This is a genomic window from Pseudomonas leptonychotis (assembly GCF_004920405.1).
Taxonomy (GTDB): domain Bacteria; phylum Pseudomonadota; class Gammaproteobacteria; order Pseudomonadales; family Pseudomonadaceae; genus Aquipseudomonas; species Aquipseudomonas leptonychotis.
On the sequence record NZ_RFLV01000001.1, the window covers coordinates 668,715 to 688,569 of the forward strand.

15 protein-coding genes are annotated in these 19,855 nt (G+C 57.0%); 3 read left to right on the plus strand and 12 right to left on the minus strand.

Annotated features, from left to right (window positions below):
* Nucleotides 1–99: 99 nt before the first annotated feature.
* The 3 genes from D8779_RS03015 to D8779_RS03025 all read right to left on the minus strand — a co-directional run bounded on the left by D8779_RS03015 (nucleotide 100) and on the right by D8779_RS03025 (nucleotide 3,343).
* Nucleotides 100–744, minus strand: coding sequence for an MBL fold metallo-hydrolase (locus tag D8779_RS03015; protein WP_136662982.1), 645 nt, complete (start codon nucleotides 742–744; stop codon nucleotides 100–102).
* A 471-nt stretch (nucleotides 745–1,215) separates the two neighbouring features.
* Nucleotides 1,216–1,890, minus strand: a complete 675-nt coding sequence (locus D8779_RS03020) for a DUF3313 domain-containing protein (RefSeq protein WP_136662983.1) — start codon at nucleotides 1,888–1,890, stop codon at nucleotides 1,216–1,218.
* A gap of 427 nt (nucleotides 1,891–2,317) precedes the next feature.
* Nucleotides 2,318–3,343 (minus strand): AraC family transcriptional regulator, encoded by a 1,026-nt coding sequence (locus D8779_RS03025; protein WP_136662984.1) that lies wholly within the window; start codon nucleotides 3,341–3,343, stop codon nucleotides 2,318–2,320.
* A 403-nt stretch (nucleotides 3,344–3,746) separates the two neighbouring features.
* Here D8779_RS03025 and D8779_RS03030 point away from each other — a divergent pair, with 403 nt between their 5' ends.
* The gene (locus D8779_RS03030; protein WP_136662985.1) at nucleotides 3,747–4,586 is read left to right on the plus strand and encodes a metal-dependent hydrolase; all 840 of its coding nucleotides are present in this window, start codon (nucleotides 3,747–3,749) and stop codon (nucleotides 4,584–4,586) included.
* Between the two features lie 104 nt (nucleotides 4,587–4,690).
* On the opposite strand, the gene D8779_RS03035 is transcribed toward D8779_RS03030, so the two are convergent.
* On the minus strand, nucleotides 4,691–5,632 hold the full coding sequence (locus D8779_RS03035) for an alpha/beta fold hydrolase (RefSeq protein ID WP_136662986.1): 942 nt from the start codon (nucleotides 5,630–5,632) through the stop codon (nucleotides 4,691–4,693).
* A 125-nt stretch (nucleotides 5,633–5,757) separates the two neighbouring features.
* Here D8779_RS03035 and D8779_RS03040 point away from each other — a divergent pair, with 125 nt between their 5' ends.
* Nucleotides 5,758–6,627: a hypothetical protein gene (locus tag D8779_RS03040; protein WP_136662987.1), complete on the plus strand. Its 870-nt coding sequence runs from the start codon at nucleotides 5,758–5,760 to the stop codon at nucleotides 6,625–6,627.
* On the opposite strand, the gene D8779_RS03045 is transcribed toward D8779_RS03040, so the two are convergent.
* From D8779_RS03045 to D8779_RS03060, 4 genes are all read right to left on the minus strand, one after another.
* Entirely contained in the window at nucleotides 6,616–9,339 is a 2,724-nt protein-coding gene (locus tag D8779_RS03045) for a winged helix-turn-helix domain-containing protein (protein WP_136662988.1), read from the minus strand. The two genes, D8779_RS03040 and D8779_RS03045, sit on opposite strands and share 12 nt — an antisense overlap.
* A gap of 277 nt (nucleotides 9,340–9,616) precedes the next feature.
* Nucleotides 9,617–10,984: a DUF1329 domain-containing protein gene (locus D8779_RS03050; RefSeq protein ID WP_136662989.1), complete on the minus strand. Its 1,368-nt coding sequence runs from the start codon at nucleotides 10,982–10,984 to the stop codon at nucleotides 9,617–9,619.
* Nucleotides 10,985–11,015: 31 nt separating this feature from the next.
* The gene (locus tag D8779_RS03055; protein ID WP_136662990.1) at nucleotides 11,016–12,905 is read right to left on the minus strand and encodes a DUF1302 domain-containing protein; all 1,890 of its coding nucleotides are present in this window, start codon (nucleotides 12,903–12,905) and stop codon (nucleotides 11,016–11,018) included.
* 371 nt (nucleotides 12,906–13,276) lie between these two features.
* Nucleotides 13,277–14,959, minus strand: coding sequence for a fatty acid--CoA ligase (locus D8779_RS03060; RefSeq protein ID WP_136662991.1), 1,683 nt, complete (start codon nucleotides 14,957–14,959; stop codon nucleotides 13,277–13,279).
* A 172-nt stretch (nucleotides 14,960–15,131) separates the two neighbouring features.
* Here D8779_RS03060 and D8779_RS03065 point away from each other — a divergent pair, with 172 nt between their 5' ends.
* Nucleotides 15,132–16,307, plus strand: a complete 1,176-nt coding sequence (locus D8779_RS03065; RefSeq protein ID WP_136662992.1) for a thiolase family protein — start codon at nucleotides 15,132–15,134, stop codon at nucleotides 16,305–16,307.
* Nucleotides 16,308–16,382: 75 nt separating this feature from the next.
* Here D8779_RS03065 and D8779_RS03070 read toward each other — a convergent pair whose 3' ends face one another.
* The 4 genes from D8779_RS03070 to D8779_RS03085 form a co-directional block, all read right to left on the minus strand.
* Nucleotides 16,383–16,994, minus strand: coding sequence for a DUF2846 domain-containing protein (locus D8779_RS03070; protein WP_136662993.1), 612 nt, complete (start codon nucleotides 16,992–16,994; stop codon nucleotides 16,383–16,385).
* 75 nt (nucleotides 16,995–17,069) lie between these two features.
* Nucleotides 17,070–18,227 carry a phospholipase D-like domain-containing protein gene (locus tag D8779_RS03075; RefSeq protein WP_136662994.1) on the minus strand — a complete coding sequence of 386 codons (1,158 nt, stop codon included), beginning with the start codon at nucleotides 18,225–18,227 and terminating at the stop codon, nucleotides 17,070–17,072.
* A gap of 109 nt (nucleotides 18,228–18,336) precedes the next feature.
* Nucleotides 18,337–18,675 (minus strand): amidase, encoded by a 339-nt coding sequence (locus D8779_RS03080; RefSeq protein WP_136662995.1) that lies wholly within the window; start codon nucleotides 18,673–18,675, stop codon nucleotides 18,337–18,339.
* Nucleotides 18,672–19,796, minus strand: coding sequence for a serine hydrolase domain-containing protein (locus tag D8779_RS03085; protein WP_136662996.1), 1,125 nt, complete (start codon nucleotides 19,794–19,796; stop codon nucleotides 18,672–18,674). Before D8779_RS03085 ends, D8779_RS03080 begins: the two co-directional genes overlap by 4 nt.
* Between the last annotated feature and the right edge of the window lie 59 nt (nucleotides 19,797–19,855).

The following is a 19,855-nucleotide window of genomic DNA, read 5'->3' on the forward strand; positions in this document are numbered from 1 at the left end:
TTTCAATTCTTATCGGAACGGGTTTTCACCTAAGTTTTCGAGCCAAATGCACGGCCAAAGTTCATTTGCTGCACGTTTGCATGACAAATCCGACAGTGTCTAAGCGCGGACAAACGGATTATCGCGCATCTCATCGCCTAACCGAGTATCGGCACCATGGCCGGTCACCACTGTGGCGTCCTCGTCGAGGCGATACAAGCGCTGCTTGATCGAACGCTCAATAGTGGCGTAATCGCCCCCCCACAAGTCAGTGCGTCCAATACCCCGTTTAAACAACGTGTCGCCGGCAATCAGCAGTTTGTCCTGAGGAAACCAGAAACTCATGGAGCCCGGGGTATGCCCCGGCGTGTGAATGGCCACGCCGCAGCCGCAGGCGAGTTCTTCATCATCGGCCAACCACTGATCAGGCGCGGGCACCGGGGTGTAGGGCACACCGAACATGCGGCACTGCATTTCTAGATTATCCCAAAGAAATTGATCCTCTTTGTGCAGGTGCAAGGTGGCGCCGGTCTGCTCTTTCATCTGCCCGGATGCCAGAAAATGATCGAGGTGAGCGTGGGTGTGAATGATGCTCACCACCTTCAGGCCATGGGCCTCAAGACGCGCCATGATCAAATCCGGGTTGCCGCCTGGGTCAACCACGATGGCCTTCTTGGTCAGCGGATCACCAATAATGGTGCAGTTGCACTGCAAAGGCCCGACAGGGAAGGTTTCACGGATCAAGGCGGTTTGAACAGCGTGCATACAGACTCCGGCAGTTAGCTCGCGGGCGGCATGTACAACCTAAAACGCTGAGCCAGAAGGCTAACAGCGACGACATGCCAAAACAGGCTGCCAAGGGTGACGCCAATGGCTACGTGCAATCAATAGCCCGGCAGCTCCAATACGGTAAAAGAGGCTGCTGGTCTCATCGACCGCACGCCCCCTTTGGTTGCGCTGGGCTGAACAGCCGTACGTGCCGAGGTACGTACGCACATGGGTGGAGGGCGTTAGGCACGTGCATTTAACCGACACGTTGTTGCCACAGGGGAAACGCAGGACAACACGCAAAACGCCTTTGCCGCCAAGGCACTGCGGCATGGGTAGACGCAGCGACTAAATTATCAAAGCGCTCTTAGCTTACTAACCATAAAGAAGCAGATTTTTAATCCACGCCGAAGGCACTCATCGCCAATGCCGTAGAGCCCGAATCGACGATGAGTCAATTAGAACTACTTACTTGATAAAAGCCTGCAGATCGTTGGTCAAGCCAGTAATCGCCGCCTTGAAGTTATTTGCGGTCACCGGCTGGCTGGAATTTTTAAGGGTCTCGCCGAGGACTTTACGCACGACCTTCACAACCGGTAAGCCTGTGGCCGCATCAACAAAGTCAGCCTCAATAAACAACTCAGTGTCCTGACTGCGATGGCCGGTAGCTGCCTGAGTGGCGCCCAACACAGCCGCTACTGGCACTACCTCATACCAACGCATGCCTTCATTGGAGGCAGAAACGCCTGTGATAGCAGCACGCATGATCAGCGTCCGCGAGCCGGCGGGTACGGCCTCAAGACTGGAAACCACTTGATACTTCTGCGCGAGCACGCTTTGAGCGCGGCTGCTGGCAAACGCCTGCAGCTCTTGCAAGGTTTGCTGGCTAACGCGTTCGTTAGGCTTAGGCTCGGGATAAAGTTCAAGCCCCTTGATCATGACCGTATCGTAAGCATCAGGGCTAAAGCCTGGAGCGACCCAACGCAATACTTTATGCCCGCTCGGCGAGGTGGTTTCTTGCAAATTGTTGTAGTTGGGAAGAAACCCTGAGAACTGTTCTTTACTGGTGATAGTTGAAGTACAGCCGCCAAGGAGCAAGCCACTCATGGCGGCACTGATAAACAATTTACGGGATAGCTTCATGTGACTCTCCACTCTAGGATTGATACGTCGTTATCGTTATTAGAAACGCCAGTGCATATTGTCGTGATATCTTGAACCCAGGCATCGCTGAACAGCCTTGAAGTGCGCGCTACCAACATGGGGTTGGGTTGATCAATCGGTACATTGCCAATCCGACAAAGCCTAACGGGCGTTTATGTCAGTATTTTGCGCCGGGGTACATGTCACTAAAGTCGATGCGCCTGTATGAGCGCTTAAGGTCTAGAAATCCGGCCAAACAGAACGACTCGGCACGCTGATAAAGTTGGCCTATTTCATACGGTATTAAAGGAGTCGTCTTGCGTGGGTTGGCGGCAAACACGCCAACCGAAGCAAAATATAGCCCACCTGTAATCACTCGCTACTGATTGGCGTTAAATCGCGGGTAACAACCTGGTCGCGACCGCGCTCAAGGGCGTTCCTCACTGCGGTAATCGCTGGGTAACTTGCCAGTCCATTTCTTAAACGCACGGCGAAAATTGGAAGGGTCACTAAAGCCCAGCAAGTAGGCAATTTCATACAGCGGTAAATGGGTGGTTGTGAGGTATTGCAGGGCCAGACTCTTGCGCACTTCATCAAGCACGTGCTGGTAACTGGTGCCCATGCTGGATAGGTGCCGGCGCAAACTACGGCCGCTGGTGTGCAAGGCATCGGCGGCGCTGGCCAGATCGGGAAAATCACCGGGGCGAGCCAGTAACAAGCGGCGCACACGCGTCAGCAATCCATCCTGCACATCCAGGCTGGCCAGCAACGCCTCGCATTGCTGTTCGCACATGTGCACCGTGGCCGGGTTGGCCAACGCCATCGGCCGCTCCAGGTAAGCAATCGGCATGCTCAAGCGATGGTAAGGCTGGTCAAACGCCACCGGCGCAGCAAAGATCCGTTCGTAGCGCTCGGCATAATGCGGCGCGGCATGAGCGAACCCCACGTCCACCTCCTGCAAGCGCTCCCCAACCAGAAAACGCGCAATGGTGTAGAGGCTCGTAAGCAGGCCTTCAGCCGCGAAACGACTGAGCGGCCCCAGTGGCATCGTTTCACTGGCACGCAGTTCGACACGTTCATCCTGCTCGACCATCTGCAGCTCGTAGGTCAGTCCCAGCACCCGGTAATACTTCAGGGCGAACTGCATGGCCTTGCCCAGGTTGGCGCTGGAAAGCACCGCATAACCGAGGATACCGTGCGTTGACACGTTCAAACGCTGCCCCAGCAGCAGGCCCAGCGCCGGTTCATCACACAGGCGTAAGGCGCTGCTGGACAGTTGGGTGAAATCGATAAAGGACAAACGCCCCTGGGGATTGCCCAACACCTCGGGCCGCACCCGCGCCTCGGCAAACAACTGCGTTCGCGACACGCCAAGTTCCTCGACCAAGTCCAGCAAGGCCGCTGCATAGGCAACAGGAACCAGTTCAGCAGAGAAGTTCAACGATGGCTTCATAGGGTTCTTATTATTGGGCCAGGCATGGCTGCTGACAGTGACGATAACCGTGTTCGGCAAACACCGACAAGGGCATCAGTGCACCATGGTGCCAAATGTCTTGCACAAGCAGTCCGCACAGGTGTCTTAACAGGCGTTACTCATATTCAGGGACGTGGGCAGCTGACAACCACCGCCTAAGGTTGGGCGAACATAAGCCCGTCACGTTGCACATCAGCGTCTAAGCGAAACGCTTTAACGCAGTGAAGGACAACGCTCGCCGTTCCTCGAAGAGCGGAATAATCGGCATACAGCACCACTATGGCCACAAATGACCGTTATATTGGCTGTTGTGAACCTGTGCCGAAGCGCTTGGCGAATCCATAGTGAAGCCACGCTTCAGTCACGGACTCAAGGAGTCAGCATGATCAGCACTACCCCGCACGGTTTGCAGATTCGTCCACGGCATATGGATTTCGATTTTCCCAACCCTTTGCCGCGTCATTGGCACAGCGGCGATGCCTTCAAAAGCCACCTGTTCGACGCCATGTCGGTGCTGTTCCCCGATGGCGAACGCTTCTTTATCGATTCGGTGCGGCACTTCCGTGACCAGATCGATGACCCCGTGCTGAAAGAGCAGATCCGTGGTTTTATCGGCCAAGAAGGTCACCACAGTCGCGAGCATCTGGAGTACAGCAACCGCCTGCGTGACCTGGGTTACGACATCACCCGCATCGAGAAACGCGCCCAAACGCGGATCCGTTACACCCAGAAAAAATTCTCACCCCAACGGCAATTGGCCGCCACCGCAGCGCTGGAACATATCACCGCGATCATGGCCGACGGCCTGCTCAAAGACCCACGGCATATGGCCGGCGCGCATCCCACGATGGCACGCTTGTGGCGTTGGCATGCGCTGGAGGAAACGGAGCATAAGGCCGTGGCCTTTGACGTCTACAACCAGGTATGCGGCAGCCGCGCATTGCTACGCCGAGCCATGTTGATGGGTACCTTCTTCTTTATTCTCGACACCACTCGCGGTCTCACCCATATGCTCAAACAAGATGGCCTGCTGTGGAACTGGCGAGTTTGGCGCGACGGCCTTCAGTGGATGTGGGGCAAGCAAGGCGTATTCCGTCCGCTGCTCAGCACCTACCGCGATTTCTTCAAAGCGGGCTTCCATCCCTGGCAGCACAACAACCTGGAGCTGCTTTATCAGGTACGCGATGAGTTCGATCTACCGGCGCACACTCAGGCCGCCTAAACCCGACACCCGCATTGCCGCAAAAACCAAGGGAGCCTTAAGGCTCCCTTGGTTTTACCTACCGTTCTAGCGCAACAGAGCAATGATTGATAAACCACCGCCCTTCAAGCCTGCAAAAAGCGCAGCGTATCCGCGGCGCTTTGTTGCGGGATTTCCTCCATAGGGATATGCCCGACTCCGGGGTAAGTTTTTACCTGAATCCCCGGCAGATCACGCTGCCATAGCGGCACATGCTTAGGCGAAATCCAGCGATCACGTTCCCCCCACAACAAAAGGGTCGGAGCCTGAATCTGCGCGACCCGTTCCGGCGTTCCGTGCAGCTCTTGTTGATTGACTTTGAGCAGCACCCGGAAGATCTCCATCATTGCCCGCCGATTACCCGGCCGCCGACTCAGGTCGTTGTAGCGATCCACCACGCCCGGTTTGATCCGCGCCGGTTCACCGTAGACCTCCTTAATACCTTGAGCGATCAACGCACGCGGCATCCACAACGGCATGGCCATTGTGGCGCCTGGCAAAGCAGCAGATGCAATCATCCAGGGCACCTTGTGCATGTGATAGCCCGCAGGGTCGATCAGCACCAGTTTCTCCACCCGCTGCGGCTGCGCCAAGGCAAAATTCCAGGCGATATAACCGCCCAGGGAGTTGCCGATAATAGAGGCTTTACTCACGCCCAGATGATCAAGCAATAAGCCAAACACCTTGATCATCCGCTCGGCGGAATACACCCCGTCACGCGCGGGGCCAGTCAAACCAAAACCTGGTACATCGAAACGGATGACGCGGTAATCGGCAATAAAGGCCGGTAGCCAGTCATCCCAGGTGTGCAGGGACGCCACCACACCGTGGATCAATACCAACACAGGTTTGTCGCGCCGGCCCTCATCGCGGTAATGCAGGTTAAAACCATCCAGTTCGATATAGCGTGAACCGCTGGCCGCGTTGCCATAACGCGCTTTGAGATGTTCCAGAGGCAAAGCCCCGAAACCCAAGCGGGCAAAGCCGGCCACCAGTGGCGGCGTCAACGGAAGACTGGACGCAGGCATATGAGCACCTCTAGGTGTTGTTATGGGAAAGTCTGCTGTATCGCCATCGTCCCAACCAAGGCGCGGGTGACGCCGGCCGCTGAGCTGGTTACGCTGGGCCACGTCATATTCGCGGGACTATTCTTGTGCCACACACGCTACCACTACGCCGCACGTTACCGCTGGCCATCCTTTTACTGGTTCTGTTGTCGCCCGTGCAGGCCGCCGAGCTGTTCTACCTCGGCCAGAAAATCCCTGACATCCACAAGCCGTGGAACAGCGCCGATTATCAGCAACTGCTGGACGCACTCAACAAGGTCGACAGTACGCAGCTCAATGCCCTGCCCCGCCGCAGCGGCGAATTCACCGGGCCGATCTACCAGCGCATGGTCAGCGAGGAAAATTTCCGCCCGCAGCTGAACATCTACGCGCCCTTGGAGTTACGGCAAAACGAAGCTCGTGAAGCCTTGTTTCGCCTCAAGGAGCTGATGCGCCTGTACTTTGATTTTCGCGCTGTGCAACAGCCCTATGCTGCCGAGGCACTCGGGTTGATGAGCTATTCATTGCGCCAACAGGCTGTACTGTTCACCCTCACCACGGAGTTTTGGATGACGCTGTCTGCAAGCGAGCAAAGCAACCCGGTACGCTTGCAGGGCCTGCATGAAACCAAGGCGGCAGCCGCTATGCTGACGTCCAGCGCCCTCGATTATCTTGGTTTGACCAAGCAGTTCGGCCGTGAGGAACTGGTGCTCTACAGCGCCGAACTGAGCAAGCAACTGCCCGGGCTGTTTATCCATCTCAGTACGGATGTGCGTGCAGCACTGCTGCAACGCATCGAACAACTGGCTCAGCAACACACCTACAGCGAAGTGCAGGCCTCGATGCGCGAGTTGCAGCCTGTGTTACTGAGCATCCAGCGCGATGTGCAGAGCAAGCTGGCGGCCGCAGAGGCGCAGCCGCGCCAGGCTCCCACGCGCAGCCTCGATCTTTCCGTGCCTACCGAATCAGCGCAGTAAGCCAAGGTGCTTGGCCCGCGCGACAGCCTGTGTGCGGCGCTCGACGCCCAGCTTGCTGTTGATATGCCGGGCGTGGGTCTTCACCGTGTGCAGCGAGATAAATAAACACTCACTGATTTCCTGATTGGAACAACCCTGAGCGATCAGCTCCAGCACCGCCAACTCACGCGAGCTCAAGGCATCGACCACACTGGCATAGTCATCCTGACTGACCACCTGCACAGCCTGTGGCAGCAACCCCAGCAATGCCTCAGTCAAAGGGCTCGATTCCTGCGTCATTAATTGTTCACGCAACCAGTCCGGCTGCTGATTCAACATGCTATGGAACGGCAGCAACCCACCACCTGCAGCCGCCTGCAAAGCACTGCGTAACTGCAGCTGGGCTTCACGCTCACGCCCGCTGTCACGCAGCAAGCCAGTGAGTTGCATCTGCGCAATAGCACCCAACAGCTGCCCACCGGCGTTTTGCGCCAGCTGGATCAGCCCACGCAGGCGCCGCTCGGCATGCTCATCCTCCCCCTGTAATCGCTCGGAGGTAGCCAGGTGTAGCTGAATATGCAACGGCAGTTGCGGGTGAAACTCCGGAGCGGCAGCGGCCTGTTCGCCGCCATAGGCATCCAACAAGCGGCTCAGCCAGACACTCGCCAGCTCACGCTGATCCTGACGCAACCACAACTCACATTTGGCTAACGTGATCATCGCCAGGTAGTAGATCGGCGGAATATCCCAGATATGCATCAATCGCTCGGCCTCGGCCAGCTGAGCAAAGGCTTCGGGCAAGTGGCCCGTGCGCCCCTCAAGGCTGGCTAGCACGCAATAACCGATCAGCACACTGATGTCGCGACAACCACGTGCCTCCGCAATCCCGGCGTGCAGCCGCTGCCGCGCCAGCTGCGGTTGCAGGCGCAGACTCAGTAGATATCCTTCATATAAAGTCAGCCGCCCACGCACCGCATATTGGCGCTGCGCGGGCAAACTCGCCAAACGCTGCAGCCCTTGGCGCACTTCATCTAGCGCACGTAACACCTCACCGCGGGCTTGCAGAACCCGCGCTCGGTCGTAGTGGGCCAAGGCTTCAAACAACGGATTGCCGACGCGCTGCGCTAACTCTAACGCCTCACGATTCAGCCCTCGGGCGCGCCATAGATCACCATGCACAATCGCCAGATTGGACAGACTGGATAAACACATCAGGCGCTGACCATAACGATCAAGCGGCAGGCAGCTCAACGCTTCACTGCAATAGGCCTGCGCCTTGGCGCTGTCGCCACGACCGCGGGCAATCACGCCACTCAGGGCCAACCATTGGGACAGTAAACCTTCCTGCTCGGCGCGCTCACGCGCAGGCAAAAAACGCTCGAGCTGGTGCAGCAATTCTTCGGCCGCATCCAGCTGACAAGCCAACGCCAATGCCCAGCCATACAGCAGAATCAAGCGCGGGGTACTGGTCAGCAAGCTGTCCGGCAAATCCATTTTCCAGCGCAGCAAAGTCGCGACGTTCTGCTCAGCGAGCAGCTGCTCCTCTGAAAGGTTCTGCACCAGATTCGCCGCCACGTCGGGCTGTCCAGCACGCAGCGCCTGCTCAATCGCCTCATCTAGCAGCCCCGCGCCGCTGAACCAGCGGCAAGCGCGCAAGTGCAAAATGGCTAAAGGCTGCGGGCGACTGCGCAGCAGATCAGAAAACAGGTGATGGTAGCGAAACCATTTACCCTGCTCATCCAGCGGCACCAAAAACACCTGATGGGCCTGCAGGTGGCGCAAAATCGCGCCGCTATCATGGGCATCGCGCACGGCATCACACAGCTCAGCGCAGAAGCGCTCCTGACTGGCCGTCTCATAGAGAAAAGCCTGCACCTCGACGGGCTGCCGCTCGATCACTTCTTCTAACAGGTAGTCATGAATCAACCCGTTACCGCGCTGGGCCTGCGCCGGTAACGCGCTTGAATCCTGCGCTTCACTGGCAGCGAGCGACCACAAACGCAAACCTGCCACCCAGCCTTCGCTGCGCTGCAGCAAAGCCGTCAACGCCTCAGCGGTTAACACTGAGCCCTGCAAGGCAAGCAACTCGGTACTCTCGCGGTCGCTCAAACGTAGGTCTTGCTCGTGTAGCTCGAGCAACTGACGCGACAACCGCAGCCGCGCCAAATGCCAGTCTGGCCGTTGACGACTGGTCACCAGCATCACCAAACCCGGCGGCAGGTGGCTCAGAAAAAACTGCAGACACCGGTCAAGCACTGCGCCTTGAGCTAAGTGGTAATCATCCAACACCAGCAACAGCGGATGCTGCGGGTTAAGGCATAGGGCCAGCTCATCGAGTAGACCATCGAGCCACTCCTCGAATGCAAAAGGTTGATGCCGTTGGCGCAGCCGCAGCAACCCCAGTGCTTCTTGACCAACCCCTGGGAAAAACTGCTGCAAGCCATTCAGCAAGCGTTCAAGAAAGCGCCCAGGATCGCTGTCGCGGGCACTCAAACCCAGCCACAAACTTTGCCACTGCTCAGGCAAGTGCTCACAAAACTCGATGGCCAATGAGCTTTTACCAAACCCGGCAGGCGCGCTGACCAATAGCAGTCGCCCCGCCAAGCCGCCCAGCAAACGCTCACACAGTGCGGGGCGCGGCACATAACTGGCGGGTAAAGGCGGCCGATAGAAATGCCCGCCCAGTGTGTTGGGCGCTGCAACCAAGCCAGCAATTGGAGACAAATCATTCATCAAGCGGTTTCTTGTAGTAGTCAGGCAGAGGCACTACCAATGCTCAGCAGCCTAGCGTCTTGATGCACGCATTTGAAGCCCTTACGGTTCTCAGGTAGAAAACAGCAATGATTGCTTATCCTCCAGCAGCCGTTTTTTTTGCTTAGCGTCGGCATAAAACTCGCGGCATAACGCTTTATCGTTACGCCGCGACGGTAAAGCAAATGACCATATTGGATACCCAGCCATAAAAAAACCGGCCCTCGCGGGCCGGTTCTTTATGCAGCATCAATCAGGTTTAGCGTACGCCCGACTGGCGCAGGGCCGCTGGGGTGTAATCGCTTTCCTTAGCGGGGTAGTCGAACTCGTAAGCACTTTTCTCTTCGTTCTTCATACCCAGAGCCAGGTAACGACCGGACAGCAGGTCATACAGGGTCTCTACGCTGTACCACGGCACTTTCTTGTCGTAGTAGTACTGAGCATGGGCTTCAGCCACACGCCACAAAGTACCGCGACCGTCGTAGTGGTCAATCACAGCTGCTTGCCAGGTATCTTCGTCGAGGTAGAAGTCACGCTTGGCATAGATGTGACGCTCGCCCGACTTCAGGGTTGCAGTCACATTCCATACACGGTGCAGCTCATAACGGGTCAGATCCTGGTTGATGTGGCCAGCCTTGATGATCTGGTCATACTTCAGCTTTGGAGAGTCCAAACGGTAGCTGTTGTAAGCGATGTATACGTCCTTCTTGCCATTGAGTTTCCACTCGTAGCGGTCAGGAGCACCGTTGTACATGTCGAAGTTGTCAGAAGTACGCAGGCCATCGGCTGCAGTACCTGGACCGTCATACGATACCTGCGGCGCACGACGTACACGACGCTGACCGGCGTTGTACAGCCACGCCAAACGCGGCTCCTTCACCTGGTTAAGGGTTTCGTGTACCAGCAGCACGTTACCAGCCAGGCGCGACGGAGCGGTTACCCGCTGCTTGAAGTAGAACAGCACGTTACTTGGCTTGCTGGTGTCAGCATCCTTCAGCGCACCCCGGAAGGTGAACTCATCCTGGAAGTAAACCAGGCTGTAAGAACCGTTCGGCTGCGGAGTCGCCTGGGTTACCAGACGCTTCACGCTACCACCACGGTAACGGGTGATGTGGTTCCAGATCGCTTCCAGACCATCTTTCGGAATTGGGAAAGGAATGGCCTGATCAAAGTTCTCCAGACCGTTACCGCCTTCAACCATCTTAGTATTGACGGCGTTGCTCTTCGCAGCATTCAGAACAAAGTCCGGCATAGTGGCCGTACGATGAGTGGCGAATACCGGCATTTTGTAGCTGTCCGGATAACGCTTGAACATCGCCAGCTGACCTGGGGTCAGGTTGGCTTTGTACTGATCTACGTTCTGCGCGGTGATAGTAAACAGTGGCTGCTCACTCGGGAACGGATCCGAAAGGAAACCGGCCGCATCAGCAGCACCGGCGCTTGCTGGCAGACCGCCAGTCCAGGCCGGAATCGAACCATCCGCATTACCTGCCATTTCAGCACCGACTGGCGTCAGCGTGGTACCCAGCTTGGCAGCTTCATCCGACGATACGGCCGCCATCACACCGCTGGCCAGCAGCGAGAGTGTCAGCGCACCGGTTTGCAGCAGACTTTTTGTTGTTTTCATAGTCATATTGGTCCTCAAAAATCTCGTCCGCTTAGAAGTTCACGCCGAAGCTGAGCGCAACAAAGTCGCGATCAATTGAAGTGCTGTATTTACCACCAAAGAAGTCGGTGTAAGCCAGGCTAGCGGTGTAGGTGTTCTGGTACTCGGCATCCAACCCTAGGCTGACAGCCTTACGACCTTCTTCGAAGTTGGCACCTGGACCAGGCGAATAGCCATCTACGTCATGCTGCCATGCCACGCTCGGGCGCAGGTTCACGCCGGCAAATACATCCGGATAATCCCAGATAGCACGGGTACGGTAGCCCCAAGAACTATGGGTGGTGAAACCGTCGTCATTACAGTGCTTGCTGACATTAGAGAAATCAGTATTACCAACGGCACCTGCAAGCGTTACCTGGTTCAGATTTTGACAAGTACCATTAGGCAGCTCACCCGGGCCGAAGACCGGATCGCGACCGTAACGTGCCTCGCTGTTATTTTCCAACCCACCCACAAAAGTCATGCCTACTTCACCAATCAAGGTAAGGCGGCTGGCGCCCATTACCTGATCAACAAAGTGTACGAATGTGGTTTGCAACTGAGTGACTTCTTTACGCTTATACCCATGCTGAGTTGTACCCGGCGCGCCTTCTAAAACAGATGCATCCGCATAAGGGTTATTAGGACCAAGCGGACGAACACCAGAGAAGAGAATATCGGTCGTATTCAACGCTACAGGAGCATTAGGCCGGTAGCTGATCTCACCACTCCAAGCCGTACCAGTAGGCAAGGTAGTAGAGAAGCTCAAACCATAAAGACGAATATCTTCTGGGTATTCAATGAAGTATTCCGAGCTGCCGGCAATTGCAAGGGCTGCGCCTGAGCTGCTAAGCGGCAAAATGCGATTCGCAATGTCATAAGTGCGTTGGTTAGGAGCCTTCGCACTTAAGAATGGAGCCCGGCTATGGTAATTCATCGCATACAAGCCGAACTCGGTATCCAGCGGCTCGAAGAGATAACGGAACGCCAGCCCCCATTGACCGCTATCGCGTGCGTCTACATCGTCACCACGCACAACCAGGCTACCCTCAGAGTTAGCATCAAGGCTCAGGCCTGCTGGACCCAGAAATAGGCTGTTAAGTGTACGAATAGACGTGGGATTGTTAGTCAGCAAACGAAGATTATCGTCACAACCATCTGCTGCCACATCGACTTGCGAGAAGAATGTTCCGCAGTTATCGACGACCGTCTGGTCCCATTCCAGTTGATAGAAGGTTTCCATCGACAGGTTTTCAGTGAGGCTTTGCGCCACATAGAACATGTTGACCGGAATTAGGCCTTCCTTGATTTCCGCGCCTGGACGACGGAATGCAGACACATCAATTGGGTTGACCGCATTGATGCCATTCTGGATGAAGGTACTTTCGCCCCAGCTTACAACCTGCTTGCCCAGACGAACCGAACCCGGTTGGTCAGCAATTGCATAGTTGTGATAGACGAAGGCGTCGAGAATTTGTGCGCCAGAGGCTTGAGCGCCTTCTTTGCGGTTACTGTCGCTGATGTCTTTAAACAGACGGCTTTCGTCCTTCAGTTCAAAGTCGTACCAGTACTTACCACGCACAAATACACCGGTATCACCGTACTTCAGCTCAAGATCGTGAATACCCTTGAAAATCTTTGAGAAGGTCTCGCCTTTCTTGAAATTCAAACGGCCATCATCGGTGGTCTGCGACAGACCTTTCCCGCCATTGTTGGCACCGATCAGATCTGGGTCGGCCCCACGCACGGACCAGCTCGCGCCAACCGACAGCGAGGAGTCAAACTGCCCTTCGATCTCGCCGATATCAAAAGTCACGCCAAAAGCTGGAGCGGCGAGGGTGGATGCGAGGCTGACGGCCAGTGGCAGTTTTGCCAGGCGCCAGGTGTTTTGGATTTTTGTCATCGACGCTACTCCATGTGTTTTTTGTTATGGATGGTGCGAACTATAGCCAGCGGGTACGTCTGCTTGATCCCTCGAAAGTGTGATTTGCAGTCCCCAGGCACTCTGGCTCGCAGGTTTCGGCGTATGTAGCACAGCCGGCAAAGCCAAGAATGGCTTGGAACGAGCAATTAGCAAGCCAAACGCTTGTTTGACTGAGCAGTCACTGAAAACGACTCTGTTCGCCGCTAATAGAACAGCCATCACAGGCGCGCAGAACACAGTCAAAAAACATTATCTGATCGGCTGAAAGCCCTTACCCAAAAGGCTCTGAGCATATTCACCTGCCAATACAGCATCGGGCGAGGCCTGCGCCTCACCCGTTACAAAAAAGCTTAAAGAGTGGATAAAAATGGACTGCCGGCTGCCTGCCACTGGACGATATCCAGGCGAATACGTTTCTTATCCAGCTTGCCGACACTGGTTTTGGGAACTTCGGTAACAAGCGCAATCTGCGACGGTATCGCCCACTTATTAATGCTGCCTTGATCGACAAAAGGCTTGAGGTGTTCCTTCAGAGCTTTGGCGTCCAGACTTTGTCCTTCATGCACCACCAGCAGAGCAAAAGGCCGCTCGCCCCATTGCGGATCGACCACACCCACCACAGCCACTTCGCGCACAGCCGGGTGGCGACTGATCAAATCCTCCAGCTCTAGGGAGGAAATCCACTCACCGCCCGTTTTGATCACATCCTTGATGCGGTCGCGAATGTCGATAAAGCCGAAGTCATCGATCGTGGCCACGTCACCTGTGTGCAACCAACCGTGCTGCCACAGCTCCGCACCTTTCTCCGGCTCGCGGAAATAGCCTTGAGTCAGCCACGGCGCACGCAACACTAACTCACCCTGACTTTCGCCATCGGCGGGCAATAGGGTGCCGTCGGCGGACATGATGGCGGCCTCCACCAGCGGTACAGGTACGCCAGCTTTGATTCGGTAGGTGGTGCGTTCGTCCTCGCTGCCCGCAAGCATTTCATCATTGATGTGCGCACAGGAGATCAATGGGCAGGTTTCCGACATGCCATAGGCGGCGGTCAATTGAATCCCGCGCGCTTTGGCGGCGTCATACAGCGAACGGGTCAGCGCGCTACCACCGATGATCATTTTCAACCCAGCAAAATCTTGCCCCTGGGCGCCGGGTGCATTCATCACCATCTGCAGAATGGTCGGCACACAATGGGAGAACGTGACCTTCTCGTCCTTGATCAGCTTGCACAGCAGATCCGGCTCATAACGCCCCGGATAGACCTGCTTGATCCCCAACATGGTCGCCACATACGGAATGCCCCAGGCGTGCACGTGGAACATCGGGGTGATTGGCATATACACATCATTGGTGCCTAACAGGCGGATGCTGTCCAGGCTGCCCAGCACGCTGGCCTCGGCCATGGTGTGCAGCACCAGCTGGCGGTGACTGAAATACACCCCCTTGGGATTACCAGTGGTGCCGGTGGTGTAGAAGGTGGTGGCGACCGAGTTCTCGTCAAAATCGGGGAAGTCGTAACGCGGGCTGGCAGCGGCCAGCAAGGTCTCATACTCGCCGACCAACCCACCTAGGTCAGCGGTTTTTTCCGCGGCGTCCGTCAGCAGAATGGTCTTCTCGACGGTGGTCAGTTGGCCCTCAATACCCTTGTAAAGCGGCACAAACTCACTGTTGACCAGCACGAACTTATCGTCGGCATGATTCATGGTGTAAAGAATCTGATCGGCCGACAGGCGGATGTTGATGGTGTGCAGTACCGCGCCGATCATCGGGATGGCGAACATGCATTCAAGGTAACGGTGGCTGTCCCAGTCCATCACCGCCACGGTATCCCCCGCTTTGACCCCCGCTTCAGTCAACACGTTGGCGAGCCGAGCAATACGCTCATTAAGCGTCGCATAGCTGTAACGCAGCTGATCGCGGTAAACGATTTCCCGCGTTTTCTCATAGCGGATGCCAGACAGCAGCAGACGCTTGATCAGCAACGGCGCTTGGTGGGCGTTATCGGCGGGTTTAATCAGGCGAGTCTTCAGCATGGCGGTACCTTAGTTCACAAATTTTTCAGTGCGCCCAATCTAGAGCGCCATCCACTCAACCAAATCAACCCAAAGAATGATTTTCCGCGTGACTCTTTGGGCTTTTTTAGTCACGCAGTAGAATCAGCGGCTAGCCACTGGGTTTGTTTGGCTCACTATTAAGGAGTTTCCAATGTCCGATATCGTCATCGTCAGCGGCGCACGTACGCCAATGGGTGGTTTCCAAGGCAAGCTGTCGAGCGTGGCTGCCGTCGATCTAGGCGCAGCAGCGATTCGCGCGGCCGTTGAGCGTGCCGGTATTGCCGCCGCCGATGTAGAAGAAGTGATCATGGGCTGCGTGCTGCCAGCAGGCCTCAAGCAAGGTCCGGCGCGTCAAGCCTCACTAAATGCCGGCCTGCCCGCCGCCACTGGCTGCACCACCATCAACAAGCTGTGCGGCTCGGGCATGAAGGCCGTGATGCTGGCCCATGACCTGCTCAAGGCCGGCACTAATAACGTGATGATCGCCGGTGGCATGGAAAGCATGTCCAACGCGCCCTACATCTTGAGCAAAGCCCGCACGGGCCTGCGCATGGGCCATGGCGAGATCAAAGACCATATGTTCCTCGACGGTTTGGAAGATGCGCGTACCGGCCGCCTGATGGGCTCCTTCGCCCAGGAAACCGCCGACCAGTACGGCATCACCCGCGAAGAAATGGACGCCTACGCCATCGAGTCGCTCAAGCGCGCTCAGGCAGCCATCGCCAGCGGTGCGCTGGATGCGGAAATCGTCCCGATCACCGTCAGCGGCCGCAAGGGCGATGTCGTGGTCAAGGATGACGAACAGCCGCTGAACGCCAACCTGGAGAAAATCCCCAGCCTGAAACCAGCCTTCCGCAAGGACGGCAGCATTACCGCCGCCAACGCCAGCTCGATTTCCGACGGCGCCTCGGCCTTGCTGCTGATGACCGCCGAAGAAGCCGCCAAACGCGGCCTCAAGCCACTGGCGAAAATCGTCGGCCACGCGACCCAGAGCCAGGACCCAAGCGAGTTCACCATCGCGCCGATTGGCTCGATCACCAACCTGCTGAAGAAAACCGGCTGGAACAAGGCCGAGGTCGACCTGTTCGAAATCAACGAAGCCTTCGCCATGGTAACCATGCTGGCCATACGCGAGCACGGCCTGGATCACGCCAAGGTCAACATCTATGGCGGCGCCTGCGCCCAGGGCCACCCAGTCGGTTCCACTGGCTCGCGGATCATTCTGACCCTGATCAACGCACTGAAGAACACCGGCGGTAAGCGCGGCATAGCTTCGCTGTGCATCGGCGGCGGTGAAGCGACAGCCGTTGCGGTGGAGTTAATCTAAGCCCGAAGAACGAAACACGCGGGGTTCCCCGCACTCAACACCCTGACGGACCAGCCTTGCGCTGGTCCGTTGCGTTTAGATGCCGATCTTGTCCAACGACTGGCCGATCTTGCGCCAGAAGCTACGTTGCATACGCTCGGTTTCGCCGCTAGCGGCAATTCGCTCGACGGGTTGAATTTCACGGGTTGTGGCGATTTCTTGATGAGCGACTTCCTGCGAAACCAACTGCAGCGGTCCATCGCCCTGCGCAGGCGCCTGCTCATTGACTGGAGGCGGATTCAGCTCGTCATAACGCAGGTAATAGGTGCCACCGGCCTCAGCATCCAGGGTGAAACTGCTGATCAAGGTGAAATCCAGCGGACCATCGGCGAAGAGCGTCCAGTACGTACCTAAGAGGGGGCGCCGCATTTCCAACTGGTAACGCGCAGTGTCGAACTCAAAGACCATATAGGCCTTGCTCGGCAAGCTGCCAATGCGGGCGTTATTGAGAAACAGCGCGGGCGCCTCCAGTTCCTGGTCGGCCCATGCACTCTGCGGACGATACAGGTAGACCCGCGCATGATTGCCATCAGTGAGCGGGTGCGGGCGAAACGCTTCGCCCTGCGTTGCACCAAAGAACGCCCCTGGGCTCGAGCAGCCACTCAGCACCACAGACAACAACACAATGAGCCAGGGCAAACTACGCATCGACAGCATCCTTAACGATGTTATCAAACGAGCATAGCGCCGCCCTGCGCGAGCCACACCCGACAAAAGTGTGGCTCAGCGACGGCGATTCAGCAGTTTGAACATCAGCTGATCCAGAACGCCCCACACTTTTTGCTGCACGCGGATGTACCAAGGCCTGGCCAACCAGGCTTTACCATCAATCAACTGGCTGTCGGCAAAGTCACGCTCAAAGCAGGCCGCGACGCTGGCAGTAAACGAAGGGTCGAGCGCTTCCAGGTTGGCGTCCAGGTTGAATCGCAGGTTCCAGTGATCGAAATTACACGACCCTATGCTGACCCAGTCGTCCACCAAGACCATCTTCAGGTGCAGAAAACGCGGCTGGTATTCGAATATCTGCACACCGGCTTTCAGCAGGCTGGCGTAATAACGCTGCCCAGCAAAACGTATGGGCGGATGGTCGGTATTGTTACCGGCTAGCAGCAGGCGCACATCTACGCCACGTGCCGCCGCTTGGCGCAGCACCCGGCGCACCCGCCACGTCGGTAAAAAATAAGGGGTGGCCAGCCATATGCGGCGCTTGGAGCTGCGCAACATGCGCACCAGCGAGTAGAGAATATCGCGGTGTTGCACCGCATCAGCAAAGGCAACACGGCCCAAACCATCCCCAACAGCCGGCAACGCCAACAGAGTTTTGATGCGCAGGGGTAAACGCGGCCGCCAGACAATCCAGCCTTGGTCCATCTGCCACTGGCGCTCAAACAACTGCAGCCAATCCGCGACCAAGGGGCCACTGATTTCCACCATGACTTCATGCCAGCGGCTTTCGGCCTCTTCAGGCTGCCAGAAGGCATCTGTAGCGCCAGTACCGCCGACGAAGGCGAACTGCGCGTCCACCACCAACACCTTACGATGATCACGGTGAAAGTTACGCACGCCATGCCGCCAACGTACCGGGTTGTACCACTTCACCTGAATACCTGCGGCGTCTAACCGCTGGCGATCCGGCAGCAGTAAGCCCTGCCCGCCATACCCGTCAAACAGGCAGCGCACCGCGACACCACGCTCAGCGGCAGCACATAAGGCATCCACCAACACCGTAGAGCACGCGCCGCTTTCCAACAGATAGAGTTCCAGCTCTACATGGCGTTGCGCGGCATTAATACGCTTGAGCATCTGCGCAAAAAAACACGGGCCATCGACCAGCAGGCTCACCGCATTGCCGCGTCGCCAAGGGAATACGCTATAGGCCATGGTGGCTCACACGAGACAGAACTTCAGGCATGACACTTCACGGTCAGATACGAAGACGCCACCATAGCCGCCCTGCCATGCATTGCAAACCCTTGCCATGACAGCCATCTCAGGACGGCGGCAACACCGTCGGCTCTGCTAGCAGCTGACAGCCTTGGCGTGGGTTCAACCACTGCGCACTCTGTGTACGGCCCAACCCGCGCGCCGTGACGCGCCTGTGTGCAACATCATCAAAAAAGCCTGATAGCGGCACATATTGCGCCACGTAAGCCTCGCAATACTGCGCAGGGTTATTCGCCACATAACGGCACGAACAATATTCCTTGGCTGAGTAAGCACCAATGATGTCGGGGAAGGCTTGCAGATGAGCCCGGTTCTGCCAACCCAAGGCAGCCAGCAACAACAGAATCAGCAATAGCAGCGCACTGAACGGTCGACGGCGAATCATGGCTGCACCTCAGTGGCTGTGGCCGCGAGTACTAATTTGAGGAAATGGTTGCGATCAAAACTGCCGTCACGGTCATCGGCATAACGCACGATCACCAGTTTTTCATCAGGCAGCACATACAGGCCCTGCCCCCAATGCCCTGAGGCCACCAGGGTGTTGCTGGGTGCATCCGGCCACGGTTTGCGCGCCCCGGCCACAGACACATTGAGCCACCACTGCCCGCCCGGAACAGACTCATTGGGCTTATCCGCCTGCGGCTGGTAATTGGCAAACGGCGTGCGATTGAACTCAACCCAGGCTTTAGGCAGCACTTGCTGCTCACCCCAACGGCCCTCGCGTTGCATCAGCAGGCCTACGCGCGCCAGATCACGTGCGGTCATATACAGGTAAGAAGAGCCAACAAAGGTGCCCGCGGCATCGGCTTCCCAAACGGCAGACTTGATGCCCAGCGGATTGAACAGCGCCGTCCAGGGGTAGTCGGCATACGCCGCCTCGCCGACCATGCCCTTGAGCGCCGCTGACAGCACGTTGGTGTCGCCGCTGGAATAACGAAAGCGCGCACCCGGTTCGGCATCAGCCGTATGCGCGGCGGTGAAGGCTGCCATATCGCTGCGGCCACGGGTGTAAAGCATGGCCACCACCGAAGACTTCAGCGGGGCGTATTCATAGTCTTCCTGCCAGTCCAGACCCGAGGCCCAGTTGAGCAGATGACCGACTTTGATCTGCGGGTGTGCGCTGAAGGGTGGGTAATAATCCGCCACCGGCGCATCCAGCTTGAACAGCCCCTGGCCGTATGCCACGCCCATTGTGGTCGCGAGTATGCTCTTGGCCATCGACCAGCCTAGGTGCGGCGTCGCCGCTGAAGTGGGCTCGGCATAGCGCTCATACACCACCTGACCGTCGCGAATCACCAACAGGGCATCAGTGCGCACGCCTTTGCGGGTAGTCTCATCGCGCGCAGGGAAGGCATAACTGTCCAGCGCGCTGATCGCTGTGCTCGGCGCGACAAGTTGGCTTGACCAGTCTTCACCGGGCCAGTTTTCGGCCTGCGCGCAGGCACTGCTAAGGGCGATTAAACAGGCCAGCACCCGACGCGACGAAGGGAATAGAGAGGAGAGCATGGCAGCGCCTTTGCTGAAATCGAAGGCGGCACCCTAGCACGGTCAAGATGACGGTAAAA

Bases quoted from the DNA above. Each gene is read 5' to 3' on its own strand.
- D8779_RS03015 (WP_136662982.1), bottom strand. From the start codon at position 744: ATGCACGCTGTTCAAACCGCCTTGATCCGTGAAACCTTCCCTGTCGGG.
- D8779_RS03020 (WP_136662983.1), bottom strand. From the start codon at position 1,890: ATGAAGCTATCCCGTAAATTGTTTATCAGTGCCGCCATGAGTGGCTTG.
- D8779_RS03025 (WP_136662984.1), bottom strand. From the start codon at position 3,343: ATGAAGCCATCGTTGAACTTCTCTGCTGAACTGGTTCCTGTTGCCTAT.
- D8779_RS03030 (WP_136662985.1), top strand. From the start codon at position 3,747: ATGATCAGCACTACCCCGCACGGTTTGCAGATTCGTCCACGGCATATG.
- D8779_RS03035 (WP_136662986.1), bottom strand. From the start codon at position 5,632: ATGCCTGCGTCCAGTCTTCCGTTGACGCCGCCACTGGTGGCCGGCTTT.
- D8779_RS03045 (WP_136662988.1), bottom strand. From the start codon at position 9,339: ATGAATGATTTGTCTCCAATTGCTGGCTTGGTTGCAGCGCCCAACACA.
- D8779_RS03050 (WP_136662989.1), bottom strand. From the start codon at position 10,984: ATGAAAACAACAAAAAGTCTGCTGCAAACCGGTGCGCTGACACTCTCG.
- D8779_RS03055 (WP_136662990.1), bottom strand. From the start codon at position 12,905: ATGACAAAAATCCAAAACACCTGGCGCCTGGCAAAACTGCCACTGGCC.
- D8779_RS03060 (WP_136662991.1), bottom strand. From the start codon at position 14,959: ATGCTGAAGACTCGCCTGATTAAACCCGCCGATAACGCCCACCAAGCG.
- D8779_RS03065 (WP_136662992.1), top strand. From the start codon at position 15,132: ATGTCCGATATCGTCATCGTCAGCGGCGCACGTACGCCAATGGGTGGT.
- D8779_RS03070 (WP_136662993.1), bottom strand. From the start codon at position 16,994: ATGCGTAGTTTGCCCTGGCTCATTGTGTTGTTGTCTGTGGTGCTGAGT.
- D8779_RS03075 (WP_136662994.1), bottom strand. From the start codon at position 18,227: ATGGCCTATAGCGTATTCCCTTGGCGACGCGGCAATGCGGTGAGCCTG.
- D8779_RS03080 (WP_136662995.1), bottom strand. From the start codon at position 18,675: ATGATTCGCCGTCGACCGTTCAGTGCGCTGCTATTGCTGATTCTGTTG.
- D8779_RS03085 (WP_136662996.1), bottom strand. From the start codon at position 19,796: ATGCTCTCCTCTCTATTCCCTTCGTCGCGTCGGGTGCTGGCCTGTTTA.